Source organism: Paenibacillus sp. EC2-1 (genome assembly GCF_049311625.1).
Lineage (GTDB): Bacteria > Bacillota > Bacilli > Paenibacillales > Paenibacillaceae > Paenibacillus_AQ.
Genome location: NZ_CP186006.1, coordinates 1,975,872 through 1,995,951 on the forward strand (window position 1 = coordinate 1,975,872; position 20,080 = coordinate 1,995,951).

General features: G+C 43.4%; 19 protein-coding genes. 13 read left to right on the top strand and 6 right to left on the bottom strand.

The window, feature by feature from the left end; all coding sequences use genetic code 11:
* Positions 1–52: 52 nt before the first annotated feature.
* On the top strand, positions 53–1,414 hold the full coding sequence (locus ACK8P5_RS09265; RefSeq protein ID WP_422660652.1) for a nucleotide sugar dehydrogenase: 1,362 nt from the start codon (positions 53–55) through the stop codon (positions 1,412–1,414).
* Positions 1,415–1,442: 28 nt separating this feature from the next.
* Complete coding sequence (locus ACK8P5_RS09270; protein ID WP_422660653.1) at positions 1,443–2,339, top strand: hypothetical protein; 897 nt, start codon at positions 1,443–1,445, stop codon at positions 2,337–2,339.
* A 59-nt stretch (positions 2,340–2,398) separates the two neighbouring features.
* On the opposite strand, the gene ACK8P5_RS09275 is transcribed toward ACK8P5_RS09270, so the two are convergent.
* Positions 2,399–4,549 (bottom strand): YhgE/Pip family protein, encoded by a 2,151-nt coding sequence (locus ACK8P5_RS09275; RefSeq protein ID WP_422661424.1) that lies wholly within the window; start codon positions 4,547–4,549, stop codon positions 2,399–2,401.
* A gap of 160 nt (positions 4,550–4,709) precedes the next feature.
* Between ACK8P5_RS09275 and ACK8P5_RS09280 the strand changes: the two genes are divergently transcribed.
* A complete protein-coding gene (locus ACK8P5_RS09280) occupies positions 4,710–5,207 on the top strand; it encodes a Crp/Fnr family transcriptional regulator (protein ID WP_422660654.1) in 498 nt (165 codons plus the stop codon).
* 216 nt (positions 5,208–5,423) lie between these two features.
* On the opposite strand, the gene hmpA is transcribed toward ACK8P5_RS09280, so the two are convergent.
* Entirely contained in the window at positions 5,424–6,629 is a 1,206-nt protein-coding gene (hmpA, locus tag ACK8P5_RS09285) for an NO-inducible flavohemoprotein (RefSeq protein WP_422660655.1), read from the bottom strand.
* 543 nt (positions 6,630–7,172) lie between these two features.
* Between hmpA and ACK8P5_RS09290 the strand changes: the two genes are divergently transcribed.
* The gene (locus ACK8P5_RS09290) at positions 7,173–7,847 is read left to right on the top strand and encodes a YitT family protein (RefSeq protein ID WP_422660656.1); all 675 of its coding nucleotides are present in this window, start codon (positions 7,173–7,175) and stop codon (positions 7,845–7,847) included.
* Positions 7,848–7,956: 109 nt separating this feature from the next.
* Here ACK8P5_RS09290 and ACK8P5_RS09295 read toward each other — a convergent pair whose 3' ends face one another.
* From ACK8P5_RS09295 to ACK8P5_RS09305, 3 genes are all read right to left on the bottom strand, one after another.
* Positions 7,957–8,142, bottom strand: a complete 186-nt coding sequence (locus ACK8P5_RS09295; RefSeq protein ID WP_422660657.1) for a hypothetical protein — start codon at positions 8,140–8,142, stop codon at positions 7,957–7,959.
* 104 nt (positions 8,143–8,246) lie between these two features.
* A complete protein-coding gene (msrA, locus tag ACK8P5_RS09300; protein ID WP_422660658.1) occupies positions 8,247–9,215 on the bottom strand; it encodes a peptide-methionine (S)-S-oxide reductase MsrA in 969 nt (322 codons plus the stop codon).
* A gap of 76 nt (positions 9,216–9,291) precedes the next feature.
* Positions 9,292–9,909: a TVP38/TMEM64 family protein gene (locus ACK8P5_RS09305; RefSeq protein WP_422660659.1), complete on the bottom strand. Its 618-nt coding sequence runs from the start codon at positions 9,907–9,909 to the stop codon at positions 9,292–9,294.
* A 367-nt stretch (positions 9,910–10,276) separates the two neighbouring features.
* Between ACK8P5_RS09305 and ACK8P5_RS09310 the strand changes: the two genes are divergently transcribed.
* Both ACK8P5_RS09310 and ACK8P5_RS09315 read left to right on the top strand, forming a co-directional pair.
* Positions 10,277–10,978: a TerC family protein gene (locus ACK8P5_RS09310; protein WP_422660660.1), complete on the top strand. Its 702-nt coding sequence runs from the start codon at positions 10,277–10,279 to the stop codon at positions 10,976–10,978.
* Between the two features lie 99 nt (positions 10,979–11,077).
* Complete coding sequence (locus ACK8P5_RS09315) at positions 11,078–11,404, top strand: hypothetical protein (RefSeq protein WP_422660661.1); 327 nt, start codon at positions 11,078–11,080, stop codon at positions 11,402–11,404.
* Between the two features lie 81 nt (positions 11,405–11,485).
* On the opposite strand, the gene ACK8P5_RS09320 is transcribed toward ACK8P5_RS09315, so the two are convergent.
* Positions 11,486–12,304: an AraC family transcriptional regulator gene (locus ACK8P5_RS09320; RefSeq protein WP_422660662.1), complete on the bottom strand. Its 819-nt coding sequence runs from the start codon at positions 12,302–12,304 to the stop codon at positions 11,486–11,488.
* Between the two features lie 347 nt (positions 12,305–12,651).
* Between ACK8P5_RS09320 and ACK8P5_RS09325 the strand changes: the two genes are divergently transcribed.
* From ACK8P5_RS09325 to nirD, 7 genes are all read left to right on the top strand, one after another.
* Complete coding sequence (locus ACK8P5_RS09325) at positions 12,652–13,737, top strand: Gfo/Idh/MocA family protein (RefSeq protein WP_422660663.1); 1,086 nt, start codon at positions 12,652–12,654, stop codon at positions 13,735–13,737.
* A 52-nt stretch (positions 13,738–13,789) separates the two neighbouring features.
* Positions 13,790–14,758 (top strand): sugar phosphate isomerase/epimerase family protein, encoded by a 969-nt coding sequence (locus tag ACK8P5_RS09330; protein ID WP_422660664.1) that lies wholly within the window; start codon positions 13,790–13,792, stop codon positions 14,756–14,758.
* A gap of 46 nt (positions 14,759–14,804) precedes the next feature.
* Positions 14,805–15,533 (top strand): ThuA domain-containing protein, encoded by a 729-nt coding sequence (locus ACK8P5_RS09335; protein ID WP_422660665.1) that lies wholly within the window; start codon positions 14,805–14,807, stop codon positions 15,531–15,533.
* Between the two features lie 306 nt (positions 15,534–15,839).
* Positions 15,840–16,157 (top strand): winged helix-turn-helix transcriptional regulator, encoded by a 318-nt coding sequence (locus ACK8P5_RS09340; RefSeq protein ID WP_422660666.1) that lies wholly within the window; start codon positions 15,840–15,842, stop codon positions 16,155–16,157.
* Between the two features lie 151 nt (positions 16,158–16,308).
* On the top strand, positions 16,309–17,040 hold the full coding sequence (locus ACK8P5_RS09345) for a hypothetical protein (RefSeq protein WP_422660667.1): 732 nt from the start codon (positions 16,309–16,311) through the stop codon (positions 17,038–17,040).
* A gap of 242 nt (positions 17,041–17,282) precedes the next feature.
* Positions 17,283–19,721 carry a nitrite reductase large subunit NirB gene (gene nirB, locus ACK8P5_RS09350; protein WP_422660668.1) on the top strand — a complete coding sequence of 813 codons (2,439 nt, stop codon included), beginning with the start codon at positions 17,283–17,285 and terminating at the stop codon, positions 19,719–19,721.
* A gap of 25 nt (positions 19,722–19,746) precedes the next feature.
* Positions 19,747–20,064 carry a nitrite reductase small subunit NirD gene (nirD, locus tag ACK8P5_RS09355; protein WP_422660669.1) on the top strand — a complete coding sequence of 106 codons (318 nt, stop codon included), beginning with the start codon at positions 19,747–19,749 and terminating at the stop codon, positions 20,062–20,064.
* Positions 20,065–20,080: the final 16 nt, after the last annotated feature.

Here is a 20,080-nt window from a genome sequence, read left to right on the forward strand (position 1 = left end):
TTCACCCGCTTGTGATCTTCTTAAGATAATACACCAATGGAGGTAGATAGTTATGAACGAAGAATTCAAAACTTTATTAAGCGCAATTGAGACGAAGAAAGCTGTTCTAGGGGTAGTTGGACTCGGGTATGTAGGTCTTCCTTTAGCTGTAGAGATGGTTAAACAAGGATTTACGGTTGTTGGTATTGATCTGGACCCTGACAAAATTGATCGAATTTACCGAGGCGATTCGTATATCTCCGATATATCATCCGAAGAACTTGCAGCTTGTATGCAAACAGGAAGATTTAAGCCTACAACGGATTACAGTATGATTGCTGTGATTGATGCAATTAGTATCTGTGTTCCAACACCGCTGAGTGAGAATCAGGACCCGGACACTTCTTATATCACAATGGTTGTGGACCAGCTCAAGCGCTTTATGAAGCCGAGATTGTTGATCACCTTGGAGAGCACTACATATCCTGGCACGACGGAAGAACTGATTCAGACGGAGATTGAGGCACTTGGCTATGTTGCAGGCAAAGACTTCTTCTTGTGCTTCTCACCAGAGCGTGTCGATCCGTCGAACAGCCGGTTTAATACCCGTAACACACCGAAAGTTATTGGCGGAACGACCGAAGCCTGCTTGAAACTTGGGGAGGCATTGTACAAAGAATATGTCGATACCGTGGTACCTGTGAGCTCTCCAAAAGTTGCGGAGATGTCCAAGCTGCTTGAAAATACATTTCGAAGCGTGAACATCGCTTTTGTGAATGAAATGGCTATGATGTGTGACCGCATGGGAATCGATGTATGGGAAGTCATCGATGCTGCGGCAACGAAGCCTTTCGGATTCATGCCGTTCTATCCGGGTCCAGGAATCGGAGGTCACTGTATTCCACTTGATCCGATGTACTTATCTTGGAAAGCGAAGGGCTTCCGCTTCTACAGTAAATTTATCGAGCTTGCGCAATCGACGAATGACAATATGCCTTACTACGTTATTACGAAGACAGCGACGATCTTGAACGAATATGCGAAATCAATCAAACGTTCGAACATCTTGCTACTCGGAATGGCTTATAAGCCAGATATTAGCGATCTTCGCGAATCACCAGGACTTGAGGTATATGAGCAATTCAAAGAGAATGGAGCGAATGTAGATTACTATGATCCACATGCAAGTAGCTTCGTTGATAAACATGGTATAACCGTTCACAGCGTGGACTATGACATGAACAAATTCCGTAAATATGATTGTATGGTCCTTATTACGAACCATAGCAGTCTGGACTATAGCTTAATTGCTTCCATGGGCGTTCCAATTCTCGATACTCGTAATGCGTTCAAGACCCATGCACAGCCTCATATCTACAAAATCGGTCACTCGGTTGAGCACGTCGCGGAACCGGGCGAAGCGGTGCTAGTTTAAGGTGAACCGGAGGAGAAGGATACGTTTTTTGTCGGCAAAAGCCAAGTTGTACATCTTTGCTGCGATCTTCTGTCTTTTGCTGATCATCGTTCTTCTCCCATCCAAGGCCGTGAAACAAGATAAAGCCACATGGCTTTGGGATTCGAGTATCATTCGCAGTGATTCCGATGAGATTATCGATTTCAGCAAAAGAGAAGGGGTAACAACCATATTTCTTCAAATTCAAGAAAAAGTGGAGATGGAGGAGTATCGCCAATTTATCCGTGCTGCACACCACGCGAATATTTCCGTTCATGCTTTGGGTGGTGAGCCGGACTGGGCTTATGCTGAAAAGCGAGAAGAAGGAGAAGAATTATTGTCCTGGCTTGAGGAATATAACATGGATTCAGATCCAGAAGAGAGATTTGAAGGAATTCAACTGGATGTAGAGCCTTATATTTTAAAGCGCTGGGAGCGTGAGCAAGAGAAGGTTGTCGAGGAATGGAGCGGCAATATGGATTCTTGGCTTCAGGAAGCAAAACGTCAGAAGCTAAACATCAGTGTGGCAGTTCCTTTCTGGCTGGATTCTATTCCGGGACCAGGAGAATCAGATAGTTTCAGTTACTGGATTCTGGAGCGCTCAGATAGTGTTGCGGTGATGTCTTATCGTGATGACGGAGAGAAGATGTATGAATTGTCCAAGGAAGAATTGGAGCAAGCAGATGAGCTTGGGAAATCGGTCTGGATCGGCATGGAGCTGACGGATACGGCAGAAGGAGAGCATCTAACCTTCCATGGTAAAAGTGAGAAAGTGATGAATGATGAAGCGCAGCGTGCAGCTAAATTAGGTACGCCGCATAAGTCATTCGCTGGTCTTGCGGTCCATCATTATGAAGCTTGGCATCGGAAGTTGACAGCTTCTGCTGAGGAGAAGCATACCAATTAAACAACAAGCAAAAAGGAAGTAGTACCCATCCGGGGGTCCTGCTTCCTTTTTGCATTAGCCTAGTGAATGATCTTCGATTCCCTAGCTCTGCGCACGAGATGGTTACTAGCGCGGTTAATAGGTCCTTTCAGTCCGATGCCAACGACAACAGCGACTGCGGCAAAAATCATGAGGATGAGTAGATCTCGTTGGACGATATCCCATAAGATACCTCCCACTGCTTCACGCATCATACTGATTGCATAGGTGAATGGAAGATAGGGGTGCAGTGATTGAAAGAAAGCCGGCGTCATCTGAATTGGAAATGTTCCCCCAGCGCCAGCGAGTTGAAGTACGAGCAGAACAATCGCCATGGCTTTACCTACATTTCCAAAGACCGATACAAGCGTGTACACAATCAGCATAAACACGGAGCTAATAAGAACAGCAAATAGAACGAACCATACGGGATTAACAACATAGGTTCCAAGAATGAACAAATCACCGATTGTGACGAACAGCGCTTGGAAGACAGCAATCGTTAAGAAGGTAAAGAAACGGCCGAAGTAAACTTCAATGCTGAGGTAGTTTATATTTTCATGGTGAACTTCAACAGTCAATAAGGATACCAGAAGCAAGGCCCCGACCCATAGTGACAAGGTTGTAAAAAAGGGTGACATCCCTGACCCGTAATTCGGAATCGGATAGAGTCTATTCTCCTTCAGCACGACAGGCTCTGCGAAAAATTGACTCTCCTTCTCGAAATTGTTCTTGAGTAAACTAATAATTTCTTGGAGCTCTCCGCCTTGTTCCAGCTTCCGGAAGCGGTCTGCCAGATTCTTGATTTGCTGCTCAGCCTCGGGAAGTCGGTTCTGCACGGATAAGGCTTCTTTGCTGCCAGCCGCAAGCCCTGAACTAGCATCTTGAAGCAACTGTTTTACATCAGGTACGGCCTTTAGTGCTCGATTCAGTTCCGTTTGAACGGTTTGAGCCATGGTTCCGGTCTTCGCGAGCCCTGCCGAAATCTGTGGACCAATTTCGGAGTCGTACCGGTTAAGGATTTCACTTGATACTTTCGCTACATCGTCTGCAAGTTGCTTCAATTTTGCAAGCTGTTCAGCGCTAACCTCGCCATTCTGCTCTAATGCGACTTCTGCATCCTGAAAACCTTTTTGCAAAGATAACCAACGGTCACGAATGGATATTAGATTAGTGGCTGCAGTTGCTGCACCTGAACCTGGAAATGCTTTATCTAGTTTCCTGAACAACTCCGATAGTCGTTCTGCAATGTGTGCAACTTCTCCAGCACGATCACTTCCTTGCTTCAAAAGAGTTTTGACCTCTTCAGGTGAAATATCGGATTGCTGAATTCTTGAGATGACCTGCTGAACTGAAATGGCGGCTTCATTCAGGATGGCCAGGTCTTGTTTCACGCGCGGTTCGAGAGACTCGGAAGAAGCAGATACCTGCTGAGCAAACCCTGCCAGAGCTTCTGCTGTCTTTTGCCCTTTTTGTGCTATTTCCTCCAGTATGGGTAGTGTCTTCTGTGACTCGTTGACCAGCTTTGAAGCAGAGTTCATATCCTTGATGGCCGTATCCATCGCCCGGTTGAGATCAGGAAAATGACTCTCTATGCGGAAAACTAAGTTCTCAACTTTCTTAATTGTAGGTAATTCATTCTCTAGCTCAATACCGAGCTCATTAAAGATTTGAAAAATTGCTCCGTTTGCGGTTTGAATGAAGTTTTTACTAACCTCTTCAACGATACCAGAAGCACCCTTGCCCGTAACCTTAGGAGCGACAGCATTAATTTTTTCATTCGTATAATAAATAATCTCAGCTTTAGATAGTTCTTTTGAAAGGGCGGTTCCAATACGGGCTGAAAAATCTGCAGGTATGATGATAGCCGCATAGTCATCACCATGACGGACGCCCTTTATAGCAGAATCTTCATCCGTAAATCGCCAACCGAGACTGTGATTATCTTGTAATGAACGAATGATTTCCTCCCCAGCATTAATGGAGGTTCCGCGTAAGCTTGTGCCCTGATCGAGATTAGCTACAGCAATAGATATGCTCGACGTTTGGCTGTACGGATCCCATGAAGATGCGATATTGAACCAGGCATATAGAGAGGGAAGGACGGCTAGACCCAAAATGAGCACAGTCGCAACCCAGTTTGTTGTTATATTTTTGAGGTCGGTGATGTAGATATGGATAATATTCCGGATGATTTATCCCTCTCTTTCAAGTTCATTTTAGGCTAGTATGCCGCGATTGTTGAGCTAGAATACCGAAACCGTATACTTTGGAAAATATCGTCCGGATAAGAGACCATATCTTTTTGTTATAATGAATAGATAGTTTCTAATTGGGAAGGGAAAGAAGTGTATGATCTTACATAAAGGCGAAGTATTATTTCATCAAGGAGATAGCGGTCAATTCTTATATCATATTAAGAGCGGATTATTTAAGGTAACTCGATTACATCAGAACGGGAATATAGTGTTGTTTAATATCTTGTATCCAGGTGAGACCGTACCGCATCATTCATTAATCAGTCCTAAAGAAACACATGGTACGGCTACAGCAGTCATTCGAAGCGAGATTGAGATTATTCCGGCGAACGAATGGTATCGTGAACTGCAAGAGAATCCGGAGAAACCATTGGAAATAGCAAGATTATTGCAGGAGAAGTTGCGATTTATGCAGCAGCGTCTTGATCATCTGACGGTCGGTACGCCCGCTGAACGGCTTGAATTACTAACACAGTGGATGAACGATTATTCCCAAGGAATGGATTTAGCTGAAATATTGACCCAAGAAGAGATCGGGCAGTTAATTGGGGTACGGCGTGAGACGGTTAATCGATTGTTAAGAGGCGTGTAAATCGTCTTTTATCATGAAAATGGGGATGTTAGATGTTGCATCATCAAGGCAGCAGGTGGATGATAGGGCTTCTGATCTGAAAAAAAAGAGGGATACCTATCCTCTATGAGGACAAGTATCCCTATGCTGGTCGACCAAGTCATTACGCGCTTTTTTTCGAGGATCCTGATCGAATCAAGGTTGAAATTGTAGCGCCTGAGAATGATTAGCCTAATTTTATGCTTCTAAAGATGCTGCGGGTCCGAAGAATTCATAATGAATATTTTCGTCTGCTACGCCCAGTGCCTTGAGGTTCTTGTAGACTGAAGCCATGAACGGTTGAGGTCCGCAGAAGTAGCAGTCGGACAACCGAGCTATTTTATCTGCTAAGAAGGATTCATCGATGTAGCCTTCTTTATGGCAAACTTCACCTTCGCGTGGGCATTCATAAACAATGTAGGTGCTGAGTTGCTTATGTTTTGCTGCAAGCTGATCAACATGGTCTTTCATCGCATGATAACTGCCGTCGATCGCAGCATGAATGTAGGTTACAGGACGCTCAGGTTGATTTACGAGAACTGTTTCAAGCATGCTGATCATTGGAGTTAATCCCACACCACCACTAATAAGCACAAGAGGTTGATCATTCTTCATATCTAGAGTAAATGATCCAGCTGGCGCACTAAGCTCTACAACTGTTCCAACCTCAGCATGGCGATGAAGCCAAGATGAGACAACACCTTCTGGTTTCGTATCTGTTGCGTCTTCGCGCTTAACACTGATTTTGTAGTAGTTCTGACCAGGAGCTGTAGATAGGGTATAGTGACGGATGTGAGAATACTGTTCTCCATCTGGTTTAACACGCAATGTAATATATTGACCTGGTTCATACTGAGCAATTGGTTGTCCATCTTCCGGCTTTAGATAGAAGGAAGTGATTACGCTACTTTCTTGTTCTTTACGGTCAATAATGAAGTTACGATAGCCTCTCCATCCACCCGTAGTTGATTCGGCAGCCTGATACATTTCAGCTTCTACACTAATAAATGCATCTGCGATGACCTGATACGCTTTACCCCAAGCATCAATAATTTCTGGTGTAGCTGCATCACCGAGCACTTCTTGAATAGCAGCAAGCAATGTTTCACCAACAATAGGGTAATGCTCAGGCAGAACGTTAAGTGCGCGGTGCTTCTCACCGATCTGTTTTACAACGGGTAGAATGTTCTCTAATTGATCAATGTTAGCTGCTGCAGCGTAGACTGCACCAGCAAGTGCTGTTGGTTGTTTACCCTGACGCTGATTCGCATGATTAAAGATGTTCAGAAGCTCCGGGTGATGGTGAAATAGCTTTTGGTAAAATACAGTCGTTATGTTTTTCCCGTGGACTTCCAGAACGGGAACCGTGGATTTAATAATTTGAATAGTTTGTGTGTCAAGCATTGTAATATCCCTCTTCTCCAAAGTGCTAAATATCCTTGCCCTATTAGTATATCCAGCATAGAAGAGGGGGATTAGTGATTATGATCACACTGCATATTTCAGATTGATGAACATATATATTATTCATAAACCCTTTCTATGAATGTCTTCGATGAAAGCGAAAGAAATACATCATAGAGAGCAAGCTGTTTAGTTAACATTATAATTGTGTTATAATATATTTAGCGAAAGATTGAACGGAAGGTGATTTCACCGGTGAATCCCTGCGTCAGTTCAATCTATTTAATACAAACAAAATTAACAACAAGAAAGGATCAGGATACCATGTGTCCCCGAAGGACGAATCCCCAAAGGACGATTTGGAAACGTTATGATCTCTCATACACTTAGCTTCTTCCGTAGAGCAAAGTCGGACGTCTGAAGACAAGGACAGCCTCTGCGAAGGGAAGGAAGCTTTGATGCGAAGGATGAACTCCTCAAGGGTACCTTACCGTGGAGGTTGGCCGTTGTCTGACCAATCTACTAGGACTAGAGGGAACCTGTATGAGGACAAGAAAAGACATCAAAATGTTGATGTATACTATGTTAGCTATGTTATTCGGAACTTTTTTATTAGCGTTTACTTATTACCACATTAACTTTCAGAACCATTTATCAGAAGGCGGATTTATGGGGCTAGCCCTACTGGGCAAATATACGTTAGATATACCGCCGGCACTTAGTATGCTCCTGATGGATATACCTGTGCTAGTGATTGCCTGGTTTTTAAAGGGTCGGAAATTTATTCTGAATACGATGATTGCATCCGGCATGTTTACATTCTTTTATGCCATGATGGAACGTTACTCTCCGTTAGTGATTGATCTTAACCATAACTTACTGGTAGCTGCAATTTTATCGGGAATACTTACTGGTTTTGGAGCTGGAATTGTTCTTCGCTTCGGCGGAGCGACCGGTGGAGACGATGCGATTTCCGTTTTGGTGAGTGAATGGAGCGGAATGAAGGTGGGAACGGCGTTCTTCCTTATGGATGCCGTAGTACTTCTATTATCGTTATTCTACATGCCGCTAATTGAAACATTATATACAATTCTTGCTGTATCCATTGCTGGACAGATGATTACGATTACGGCAACGTATGGTCTGGTCAAGAAACCAGCACGTGTGCAGCGAAATAAGGTTACTCGGACCGCACCGCAATCGGTTGGAGGCCGTTAATTTTATTACGAGAAGCTCGCCCGGATCAGGGCGAGCTTTTTTAGTGTGTGAAGTAATGATATGCATTATTGAAAGCCCGCTAGGAGTTACAGATTTAACAACCGTGAGTCTAGGATTTCCGATGCTTGGGATGGTTATCATTCCATTCTTCAGCCTTAGATGTAGCGATTGCAATGGCACGACCTTCTTCATAATCTTCTTCCAGCAGTGCATTCGCAATCTCGATAGCTTTGTTTCGAACACGTGGCTCCAGATTTTTCATGGATGTGGGGTAATCCTCTTTATTCCAAGGCATAACATGTCCCTCCTCAAACTCAATTTAATATGTACTTACCCTTTTACCTCGATTGTAATCGAAACAAGAAAAAGCCCTCTGCTAAGAGGGCTTTTGATTCAGGTCTATTCAAATAGTTGCAGATATTCAGCATATCCTTCTTTCTCCATGTCCTCTTTTGGGACAAACCGGAGAGCAGCAGAGTTGATACAGTAACGTAATCCGTTCGGGCCGGGGCCATCCTCGAATACATGACCCAAGTGGGAATCGCTGTGCTTACTGCGGACCTCTGTACGTATCATCATATGGCTTAGATCGGCTTTTTCTTTAACATTATACTCACGAATTGGACGGGTGAAGCTTGGCCAACCACAACCAGCGTCATATTTGTCTAGAGAACAGAAGAGAGGCTCTCCAGAGACTATATCAACATAAATTCCTTCGCCATGATGATCCCAGTACTCATTACGGAAAGGTGGCTCTGTAGCACTGTTTTGTGTCACTTCATATTGCAGCGGGGTTAGACGAGATTTGAGTTCTTGTTGATCAAAGGATGCTGACCAATGGGATTCAATGAAATCTTCACGTCCAGAACCTTTACGATAACGCTTGTAGTGAGCTGGGTTTTTCTTATGATAACCTTGATGATATTCCTCAGCCTCATAGAAATCACTTGCCGGAATAATAGAAGTTACAATTGGTTTGTCAAATCGACCACTTGCCTCAAGCGCCTGCTTAGATGCTTCAGCCTTTATCTTCTGATCTTCATTATGATAGAAAATAGCTGTACGATAAGAAGCACCTCTGTCATGGAATTGTCCTCCGGCATCGGTTGGGTCAATTTGCTGCCAGAATAGCTCAAGCAGCTTCTCGTATGGGAAAACTTGAGGATCGAACGTTATTTGTACGGCTTCATAATGTCCCGTTGTATTCGAACAAACCTGTTCATAGGTTGGGTTCTGAATATGTCCGCCGGTATAACCGGAGACAACCTTAATGATGCCAGGCATCTCTTCAAAAGGAGAGACCATGCACCAGAAGCATCCTCCCGCAAATGTGGCTAGCTCTGTTGCGTTAGATTGTATATTATTCATGATATCCCTCCATAGTCATAGATAAATGGTTGCAATCTTCATTATATCGCATTTTAGTGCAGTAACCAAAAAAATACTATATCCGCTTTTTTCGTCGGTTTAAACCATAGTAAATTGCGAAACTGATTACTGCAATCCCGGCAATCATGAATGTGATCATCGTAACCTGAACCGGATGATTGGCAAGCCCATTCCCAAGGAAGGAATAGATAAAGATTGCAGGGATCTTTCCAAGACCGGAGGCTATCGTATAGATCCAGAAAGGAATCGATGCGACACCCGCATAGACATTGACCGCCATCTGCGGAACAATTGGTATCAATCTTGCGATAACCATGGTTTTGAAGGGATGCTGTTCTAATGCGGATGTAAATCTATCCAGTGACTTGAATTTGGCTAGAAACCTTCTTCCAGAACTCCTATAAATGCTGGCTGCTGCTGCGTAGATGATTATTGCGGCAATGGTCGTACCAAGCCATGCAACAAGGCCCCCCCAGAAAGTGCCATAGGTATATCCTAATACAGCGATGACGGCTTTATAAGGGAGGATGGGAAATAGAGCAAGTACTGTTGCTAACCCAAGAAGTAGTAAGAAGGAATCATTTGTTTGTAACCATTCGAATATTTCATTTCTATAAATAAACGCGAAGATTAGCGCTACGATATAGATAACAGGTGTGATCCATTTTTTCATAAAGATTCCTTTCTACACTTATAGAGAATGGATTGTATAGGACAATCATAACAAATTACAGGCAAAAAATAATAGTTAGCCAAGAAAGTAAGCCTTATGCTATAATATGTCCAACCGAATATTTCCCAAAGGGGAGTAGCTTTAAGCAGTAAAGTCGTCATTACGGGATCTATTCAATCCCCGGCTTTATTGGCAACGAATTATAGTTGTTAGCGAGACCTTTGCCTATTCTTGAATAAGGTAAAGGTCTTTTTATGTGTCTAAAAAGCGCCGTTACCTTATTTAAGGGGATGGCGCTTTTTTTTCATGGGATGGAGGTCATCGGGAAGAGGAAACATAGAGACATACAAAGAAAGGTGGGGGAAGCATGGATATCATGACCATGGAATTTTGGATGGCACTCCTGTCAATCGTCGTCATTGACTTGGTGCTGGCTGGAGACAACGCGATTGTCATCGGTCTTGCAGCTAGAAACGTGCAGAAGGAAGACCAGAAAAAAGTAATTATTTGGGGTACCATCGGTGCGATTGTAATCCGCATTGTTGCCACGCTTCTGGTCGTTCAGCTCTTATTAATCCCGGGCTTGAGACTGGTCGGAGGTCTGGCATTGCTGTGGATTGCCTACAAGTTGCTTGTAGATGAGAAACAACATGAAATATCTGCAGGCAGTCAAATGTGGGCTGCAATTCGTACGATTATTATCGCGGACGCGATGATGGGACTTGATAACGTACTTGCCGTGGCAGGTGCAGCAGAAGGCGACTTCATGCTTGTTATTATCGGACTTGCAATTTCGGTTCCGATTATGGTGTGGGGAAGTACTCTCATCCTGAAGTTAACGGATAAGTATCCCATCGTCATTACAATTGGAGCGGCTGTACTAGCTTGGACGGCATCCAAAATGATCGTGGAAGAACCGATGATCCACAATTGGTTTGCTAATTCGATCGTGAAGTATGGCTTTGAACTTGTCGTTGTTGCTCTTATTATTGGTCTGGGCACATGGATCAAGAAGAAGAAAGATGAAAAAGCAAAGCATGATCCTGTTCATGTCAAAATGGTGGATTAGGCATTATTTTTAATTATGACCATAAAAAAGGTATAATGACTTCATGGACAGAAGGAAGGCTGCTGACAGTGCTTCCCTCAGCATGAGGAGGAGAAATTTATGGAATCTGCGGACAAATCCGTAGAAGAGCGGATTGTGGAAAGTTACAGACAAGATGAGGATATGATGATTCTCGTCTTTGCACAGTGGTGTGTAAATCACAGTATAGATCCTGCTGAATTATACAGAAAGGCTTATCCTGATCAAGTAGAGAATGAGTCTTTAACGCGTGTGCTTGAATTAACTGTTCCTAAAGAAGAAGCTGGAGATATTCCGGATCAGACATTACTGGGAGTACTCTCTTTGTTCGGTAATGATGATCTAGCGATGACCGTTACCGAAGCCATTAAGCAACGGGATCAAGTCAAATCCAGTCCTAACGAATAAGTTCTTATCATTCATACCTATACACGAAAGCCCCCTGTTTCAGGGGGCTTTGTGCTGCTCATATGTACAAATGAATAAGTTCTACATGGATGTTCGACTAGCCATTCGAAATTGTTTAGGTGATATGCCGAATCGTGAACGGAAAACTCGGTGAAAATATGTATAGTTCGCAAAACCAGATGTTTCAGCCACATCTTCAAGTGACATTCCGCTAAATATGATTCTTTCTCGTGCCATATCAATGCGAACGTCCAGCGTATATTGCATAATCGTTGTACCGAATGCCTCTTTAAACAGATGAACGGCACGTGACACACTAATATCAACATGTGCAGCCACATCTTCCAGTTTAAATATGGATGAGGCATTTTCTTCGATATAATTTTTCATGCGATGTGCAAGATACAGTTTAGGCGTAGTGGACGGTTGCTCTGAAAGTAAACGATCGACCTCAAGGCAAAGTACACGGACAGTGTAATCTGATATTTCTGGACAAGGATTCGATAAACGCCGCTGCTCCATGATCACCTGACGGAAGAGTCCGATATGACGTTCATCGAGTGGGATACGAATCCGCGTAGGTCGTCTGCGTGATTGCCACCAGGAGTCTACCCAAGGTCCTTTGAAAAAAATGTGATAGTCTCCGCTTTCTACAATGGATTCTCCCTGTGGATTTATTTCTTCATCGATCCTCAATTCATAAGGTTGTCCAGGGCTGAATATGAGAAGATCACCTGATTCGATAAGTGATAACTCATTGTCGATTCGAGCGCGACAGCGGCCATCGGTTTGAAGGCGCATTAGATAGGTATCAAAACCGTTTAACATCGTCATTTCGAATGGTTTTCGATGAAACGAGAAATTGGCTGCCATGACTTGTGTGGAAATATCTTCAAGCATTGGTGAGTCCCCTTTAAACAAAAAATAATGACCAGATTGTTCATGTTTTGATCATATAATTCATTTTAAATGAATTCATTTCAGAATACCATGATACTAGTTGCTCGGGCATCTTCACAGTCATAAAGTGACCATAATAATCGAGCAATGATGGGGGCAATTAGCGTCAAGCCTATTACAATACAGATGCCGATACACATGACGGGAATAGTGGACATCGAGAACGGCGCCATTTTAACCATGATTACGAATGAAACAATATGTTTGGTCGCTCTGGGGTAACTGCACTTGACGAGATAGCTAAAGGCTCTCTAAACCCAACCCACCCCTTGAAGGAGGAAATATAAGTGTCTAAGACATTAAAGATTGGAATTATCGGATGCGGTGGCATCGCAAACGGCAAACATATGCCAAGTTTGAAGAAACAGAAGCAAGCAGAGATGGTTGCGTTCTGTGATATTATTCCGGAGCGTGCAGAACAAGCTGCAGCAGATTTTGGTGCAGAAGGCGCGAAGGTATACACAGATTTCCGTGAACTTTTGAAAGATGGAGGTCTGGATGTCATTCATGTATGTACGCCGAATGATTCTCACGCCGAGATTACCATCGCTTCTTTAGAAGCTGGTAAGCATGTAATGTGCGAGAAGCCAATGGCAAAAACAGCTGCCCAGGCAAAGGACATGCTTGATGCTGCGAAACGTACAGGCATGAAGCTGACGATCGGCTACCAAAACCGTTTCCGTAATGACAGCTTATACCTGAAAGAAATGTGTGAGAACGGTGAGCTAGGAGATGTTTATTTTGGAAAGGCATTAGCAGTACGCCGCCGTGCAGTCCCAACTTGGGGTGTATTCCTTGATGAAGAGAAGCAAGGTGGGGGACCATTAATCGACATCGGTACACATGCTCTTGATTTGACACTCTGGCTAATGGATAACTACAAGCCGAAAAGTGTAATGGGATCTACATTCCATAAACTTGGTGGACGTGAAAATGCAGCGAATGCATTTGGTCCTTGGGATCCAAAAGAGTTCAAGGTAGAGGATTCGGCTTTTGGTTTCATCACGATGTCCAATGGAGCTACCATTGTTCTTGAATCCAGCTGGGCTTTGAATGTAGTTGAGACAGGTGAAGCTAAGACTATTCTTGCAGGTACTGAAGGTGGAGCGGATATGAAGGATGGTCTGCGCATCAATGGTGAAAAAATGAGCAGACTGTATGAAACCAAAGTGGATCTTAGTGCAGGCGGCGTTGCATTTTATAGTGGATCATCGGAGAATGAAGCAGATCGAGAAGCAAGACTTTGGATCGAAGCTGTTCTCGAAGATAAAGAGCCAGTAGTGAAACCAGAGCAAGCCTATGTGGTTACACAGGTGCTTGAAGCTATTTATGAGTCTGCCAAAACAGGTAAAGCAGTCTATTTTGAAGATTAAGCTATTGTAAAATTTAATTATACTTACTACACAATGAACCAGGAGGGATCGTATGAAACTCGGAGTATTTATGGTATTGCTAAGCGGTCGTAAATTGGAGGATGCACTTGATTATGTAGCTTCAAAAGGTCTTAAGGCTGTAGAAATTGGGACAGGTGGTTTTCCTGGCAACGCTCACTGTAATCCAGCAGAACTACTTGAGAACGAAACTGCACTGAAGAACTTTAAAAATGCGGTTGAATCTCGTGGTCTAATTATTAGTGCGCTAAGCTGTCATGGTAACCCACTTCATCCTCAAAAGCAGATCGCTAAGGAATTCCATGACACATATGTAAAAACCGTAGAGCTGGCAGAAAAGCTTGAAGTTCCCGTCGTAAATACGTTCTCCGGTTGCCCTGGTGATCATGAGGATGCCAAATATCCGAACTGGCCTGTAGCGCCTTGGCCTAATGATTTCCAAGAAATTTTGACTTGGCAATGGGATAACAAAGTAATTCCTTATTGGACCGAGTGGGGGAAATATGCTGCTGATCGCGGAGTGAAGATCGGTCTGGAGCTTCATGGTGGATTCTCAGTGCATACCCCTGCTACGCTGCTTCGCTTGCGTGAAGCTGCAGGAGAGGTTATCGGAGCGAACCTTGATCCAAGTCACATGTGGTGGCAAGGTATTGATCCGGTTCAAGCTATTCAAATTTTAGGTCGTGAAGGAGCAATTCATCACTTCCATGCAAAAGATACAGTCATTGATCCCGTGAACGTGAATAAATATGGTCTAACAGATATGCAATCCTACACGAATATGATGGATCGTGCTTGGCAGTTCCGCAGCGTAGGTTATGGACATGATTTGAAAGCTTGGGCAGATATGATGAGTGCTCTGCGTCTCGTAGGCTATGATTATGTTGTAAGTATTGAGCATGAAGATGGTCTAATGTCCGTTGAAGAAGGTTTCTCTAAAGCGGTTCAAAACTTGCAGCAGGTATTAATTGAAGAGCCACTTGGTGATATGTGGTGGGTGTAAGGCTCAACACTTTGAACATGTAATACAATAGGGGGAAACAAACAATATGTTGAATGTTACCATTTGGAACGAGTTCGTTCACGAGAAGATTCATGATGAGGTTAAAGCGGTATATCCGGAAGGAATTCATAAGGTATTAGCTGATGGATTGAGCGATCCTGAGTTTAACATTCGAACAGCAACCTTAGATGAACCGGAACACGGCTTAACAGATGAGGTTCTGAACTCGACAGATGTGCTCCTATGGTGGGGTCACATGGCTCACGATCGTGTAGAGGACGTAATTGTAAATAAGGTTGTTAAGCGGGTACAAGAAGGTATGGGTCTGATTGTACTGCACTCGGGGCATTTCTCGAAGCCGTTTAAAGCACTAATGGGTACAAGTTGCGATTTGAAATGGCGCGAAGCGGGAGAGCAGGAAATTCTGTGGTCTGTGAATCCAACTCATCCAATTATGGCTGGAGTGAATAGCCAGATCATACTGGAGCATGAAGAGATGTATGGCGAGTTTTTTGACATCCCTGCACCAGATGAGCTGATTTTTGTTAGTAACTTTGAAGGTGGAGAAGTATTCCGGAGTGGTTGTACTTTCAAGCGTGGACAAGGAAACATATTTTATTTCCGTCCGGGACATGAAACGTATCCTACGTACTACAATCCTGAGATCATTAAGGTAATCTCGAATGGTATCCGTTGGGCGGCACTAAATGCCCTTACAGTTAAGCCTGTATTCGGAAATAGCCAGCCTGTCCGCTCATTGCGGGTTCTAGTTTAGTCAAATTCTGTTCTGAATAGAAGGTTGCCCATAGCGATATTTGGGCGACCTTCTTTTTGCTGTTTCATGCATACAAAAGGTTGTAACTGGGTAAATGTATATATTAAGTAGAATCTTATAAAATATTCCCCCTTTTGTATTCGGTAAGTCATCGCTATAATAGATAGATAATATAGAGAGACAACAATTTACAGATCAATGGTTTTCAGTTCCAAGAATATATGGTATTATTATATGTACTAACTAATTGTAAGTTTTATGAAGAAACACAACTAGGTAGTGTGACTCTGTAAAGAGGTGAATGATATGGAAGTTACGAATCTCTGCTTATGTCCTCGTTTTGAGTCCGCATTTGCTTTCCTAGGAAAGCGCTGGAACGGGCTGATTATTCAGACACTGATGAGTGGTCCCAAACGTTTTAAAGATATTTCAAACTTCATTCCATCGATGAGTGACAAAATGCTGTCCGAACGAATGAAAGATTTGGAAAGTGAAGGGATCTTAATCCGGCATGTTTATCCTGAAACTCCTGTTCGGATTGAATACGAGTTGACTGATAAGGGAAGAGCACTGAAACCCGTTATGGAACAGATTTCGAACTGGGCTGAGCAATGGGTAAAGTAAAAAGATAAGATGTTTCACAGAAACCCTCGCCCAAAGCTTAGTGCTTTGGGCAGGGTTTTTTCTAATTTAACAAGAGTACTTGCACCACAAGTTGTCCTGTGTAGTATAATTTGAAAAAAGCTCTGAAACACATTCAAGGAGGCGATTCTTTATGAAAGATACGGTCAAACTACCGCATATTCATTATGGACAAGAGGAAGCCGCCGAGCTTGAAAGGGCTTCGTTAAGAGTTCAGCATATTTTTGATAAGACTCAAAATCTTCTGGAACAATATTTGCCCGTCTCATTAAGAAATGCGCTATCTGGAATAGAGTCAGATGCGAGGGATCAAATGTACTCGATCCGAAGCAATCAAGAAAGTGGAATATTTCAGAAATGGGTTAAGAGTCCAAAAGGATGGAAGTGTATCGGATACGAGAGGTACAGCGAATTGCTGATGGATGGAGATTCATCGAATTCGAGTTCAATCATGGATGCCCAAGAAACAGCTATACTCCACGACAAGGGCCTAACCGGCAGAATGCTGCAAATGGTCATTTGGTCTTTGTTCGAGAAGATACAGCTCCTACATCCATTTTTGGGTGATGATCCGTTTTTTACTGACGATGAAATGGAAGCTATATCTGATTACTTAGTACCAACATACTTAAGTCCTTTACCCTTGAAGGAAAGAGGTAAAGATTTCAAGACCCTTTCGACGAGAATTCCTTTATACCAGGAGCATGTTCCAGCGCCTTCATTAGTTATGTCCACAGAAGGTGTCAGTGTATCGGGCAATTGGATGACAGGAGTCGATCTAAGCTCAAAAGGTTTTACCGGTCTTCGTCCATATTTGAAAATCCCTCAAGGTGGGCGAGCATATTTGAAAGCGTTAATTGTATAAATGAGATAATGATGAGACAGTGAAAACTGTCTTTTTTTTTCATCTTTTTCAATTAATTTTGTGAAAGTATTCACAATTGGTGTGAACATAATCACAATAAGCATTAAATTTTAAATGTATAATGTTGCCATAGAGCATAATATTGGAAATTCAAAGCGCGGGACATTCAAATCTGAACATGAGGACGGCTTGCTGACAGACATATCAAGCAGGCTGGTTATGCCTTTAAGGAGGAAGAGAACATGACTGGAGATCACAAACAAAAGCTAGTTGTCGTTGGTAATGGTATGGCGGGGATCAGTACGGTGGAGCAAATCATTAAATTAGGTGGCGCTTATAATATTACCGTGTTCGGCAGCGAACCACACCCGAACTATAATCGGATTATGTTATCTTATGTACTTGAGGGAAGCAAAACGGTAGATGATATCGTACTGAATGATTGGAATTGGTATAAAGAAAATGATATTACACTTTACACCGGAACAACCGTCACGAAAATAGATGAAGAAAATAAGGTAGTGGTGGCTGAGAATGGTCTCGAGGTTCCTTATGATCGAGTAATCATTGCCACAGGTTCAAATCAGTTCATTCTTCCCGTACCAGGTAGCGACAAAAAAGGTGTTGTTGGTTTTAGAGACATTGCTGATTGTAGCCAAATGCTTGCGGCGGCTAAGTTGTATAAAAAAGCTGCGGTTATAGGCGGTGGTCTTCTGGGTCTTGAAGCTGCTAAGGGGCTTGTCAATTTAGGCATGGATGTTACAGTCATCCACTTGATGAATGATCTTATGGAGCGTCAGCTTGATCATCAGGCATCGGCTATGCTACAAGCAGAGCTGGAGAGTCAAGGAATAAAGTTTGCCATGGGCAAGCAGACGGTTGAATTATTGGGTGAAGATCGAGTTACCGGGCTTCGTTTTAGTGACGGAACAGAATTAGAAGCGGGGTTTGTCGTCATGGCTGTCGGGATTAAACCGAATGTGGACGTGGCACAGGCGAGCGGAATTGAAGTTAATCGTGGGATCGTGGTGGATGATTATCTTCAGACATCGATGGCAAACGTGTATGCTGTCGGAGAATGTGATGAACACCGAGGGGTATGCTACGGCCTCGTAGCACCCTTATTTGAACAAGGTATGGTGCTTGCGAAGCATCTATGCGGTGTAGACACCATGCCATATGAAGGATCGGTCGTTTCGACCAAGCTGAAAATCAGTGGAGTCGATGTATTTTCGGCCGGTGAATTTATTGAAGGTCCAGAGCACACTGTCATTGTAGCTAAGGATGAATGGAAAAAAACATATAAAAAGATTCTGCTTAAAGACAATGTGATCGTTGGTGCTGTTTTGTTCGGAGATGTGACTGAATCGGCAGCTCTGCAGAAGCTAATCAAGCAGGAAGCCATAATGACAGATGAAATATATAGTACGGTAATGGGTACAGGGTGCTGTGGTGGAGGCACTAACAAAGGAGCTTCGGTCGAAAACATGGCAGACGAAGAGATTGTCTGTGGATGTAATGGGGTAACCAAGAAGACCATTGTGGATGCGGTAACGCTTCAAGGCCTGACCACTGTGGATGAAATTAAAGCATGTACAGGTGCAACCCGTTCGTGCGGCGGATGTAAACCCGTTGTTGAACAGATCTTGCAATATGTCCTTGGAGACGGTTTCCAAACGGTAGCTAAGCAAGGAATATGCGGATGTACGACACATAGCCGTGATGAAATCGTAGCTGATATTCGTGCCAAAGGATTGAGAACGACCGGAGAAGTTATGAACGTTTTGGAATGGAATAATCCTGAAGGGTGCTCGAAGTGCCGCCCAGCAATTAACTATTACTTAGGTATGATTTATCCTGAAACCCATGAAGATGAGAAGGAATCGCGCTTTGTTAATGAACGGATGAATGCTAATATCCAGAAGGATGGTACGTATACAGTCGTGCCGCGGATGTATGGAGGCGTGACGACACCGGAGGATTTGAAGCGAATTGCAGACGTCTCGCTCAAATATGACGTTAAGGTCGTGAAGGTGACGGGGGGACAGCGCCTAGATCTTATCGGTGTGAAGAAGGAAGATTTGCCTAAGGTATGGGAAGAGCTCGATATGCCTTCGGGTTATGCCTATGCTAAATCCCTTCGTACTGTAAAAACTTGTGTAGGTTCGACGTTCTGTCGTTTTGGAACACAGGACTCGATGGGGATGGGAGCGCAGCTTGAGAAAAAGTTCGAGAGACTGGATCTTCCCGCCAAGTTCAAGATGGCTGTAAATGGCTGTCCACGTAACTGTGCTGAATCGTGTACGAAAGATATTGGTATCGTTGGTAATGACGGAGGTTGGGAAATTTTCATCGGTGGGAACGGCGGAATTAAGGCTCGTATCGCAGACACTTTCTGTAAGGTGAAAACGGATGAAGAACTATTTGAAGTATGTGGTGCTATTATCCAGTACTATCGTGAAACAGGTAACTATCTGGAGAGAACTTCGGAATGGGTCGAACGTATGGGGCTTGATCATATCAAAAAAGTTATTGTTGAGGATCAAGCAGAGCGTAAAGCTTTGGTGGAAAGAATCGAGGTTGCTCTACAGCAGGTCGAAGAGCCTTGGCAGAAAGTGCTTAATGACAATCAAGTCCGTAAAGCTTTATTTCAAGATGCTAGTCCTGTAGTTGCTGAGTAGATTGTAATAAAGGAGATGATGACATATGAAGACAAGTCAGTATATAGCTATTGGGAAAATTGACGAGTTTATGGTGCGAATCGGAAGGGTTGTGGTAATAGAGAACGAAGAGATTGCGGTGTTCCGCACATCTGATGGACGATTTTTCGCGCTAGAGAATAAGAACCCGCACCCGAAAGGCGGGCCGCTTGCGGAGGGAATTGTGTCAGGACATTATCTATATGACCCTTTATACGACTGGCGAATTGACTTGGAGACTGGAAATGTGCAGGAGCCTGACAGTGGAAAGGTCCAGACTTATACCATCCGTCTAGAGGATGATATTGTACAGATTGCCTTGTAGTGAATAGCCATTACTC

What these genes read in the sequence shown, in the direction of transcription:
- ACK8P5_RS09265 (WP_422660652.1), top strand. Translation starts at nt 53, where the DNA reads ATGAACGAAGAATTCAAAACTTTATTAAGCGCAATTGAGACGAAGAAA.
- ACK8P5_RS09280 (WP_422660654.1), top strand. Translation starts at nt 4,710, where the DNA reads ATGATCTTACATAAAGGCGAAGTATTATTTCATCAAGGAGATAGCGGT.
- hmpA (WP_422660655.1), bottom strand. Translation starts at nt 6,629, where the DNA reads ATGCTTGACACACAAACTATTCAAATTATTAAATCCACGGTTCCCGTT.
- ACK8P5_RS09290 (WP_422660656.1), top strand. Translation starts at nt 7,173, where the DNA reads ATGAGGACAAGAAAAGACATCAAAATGTTGATGTATACTATGTTAGCT.
- ACK8P5_RS09295 (WP_422660657.1), bottom strand. Translation starts at nt 8,142, where the DNA reads ATGCCTTGGAATAAAGAGGATTACCCCACATCCATGAAAAATCTGGAG.
- msrA (WP_422660658.1), bottom strand. Translation starts at nt 9,215, where the DNA reads ATGAATAATATACAATCTAACGCAACAGAGCTAGCCACATTTGCGGGA.
- ACK8P5_RS09305 (WP_422660659.1), bottom strand. Translation starts at nt 9,909, where the DNA reads ATGAAAAAATGGATCACACCTGTTATCTATATCGTAGCGCTAATCTTC.
- ACK8P5_RS09310 (WP_422660660.1), top strand. Translation starts at nt 10,277, where the DNA reads ATGGATATCATGACCATGGAATTTTGGATGGCACTCCTGTCAATCGTC.
- ACK8P5_RS09315 (WP_422660661.1), top strand. Translation starts at nt 11,078, where the DNA reads ATGGAATCTGCGGACAAATCCGTAGAAGAGCGGATTGTGGAAAGTTAC.
- ACK8P5_RS09320 (WP_422660662.1), bottom strand. Translation starts at nt 12,304, where the DNA reads ATGCTTGAAGATATTTCCACACAAGTCATGGCAGCCAATTTCTCGTTT.
- ACK8P5_RS09330 (WP_422660664.1), top strand. Translation starts at nt 13,790, where the DNA reads ATGAAACTCGGAGTATTTATGGTATTGCTAAGCGGTCGTAAATTGGAG.
- ACK8P5_RS09335 (WP_422660665.1), top strand. Translation starts at nt 14,805, where the DNA reads ATGTTGAATGTTACCATTTGGAACGAGTTCGTTCACGAGAAGATTCAT.
- ACK8P5_RS09340 (WP_422660666.1), top strand. Translation starts at nt 15,840, where the DNA reads ATGGAAGTTACGAATCTCTGCTTATGTCCTCGTTTTGAGTCCGCATTT.
- ACK8P5_RS09345 (WP_422660667.1), top strand. Translation starts at nt 16,309, where the DNA reads ATGAAAGATACGGTCAAACTACCGCATATTCATTATGGACAAGAGGAA.
- nirB (WP_422660668.1), top strand. Translation starts at nt 17,283, where the DNA reads ATGACTGGAGATCACAAACAAAAGCTAGTTGTCGTTGGTAATGGTATG.
- nirD (WP_422660669.1), top strand. Translation starts at nt 19,747, where the DNA reads ATGAAGACAAGTCAGTATATAGCTATTGGGAAAATTGACGAGTTTATG.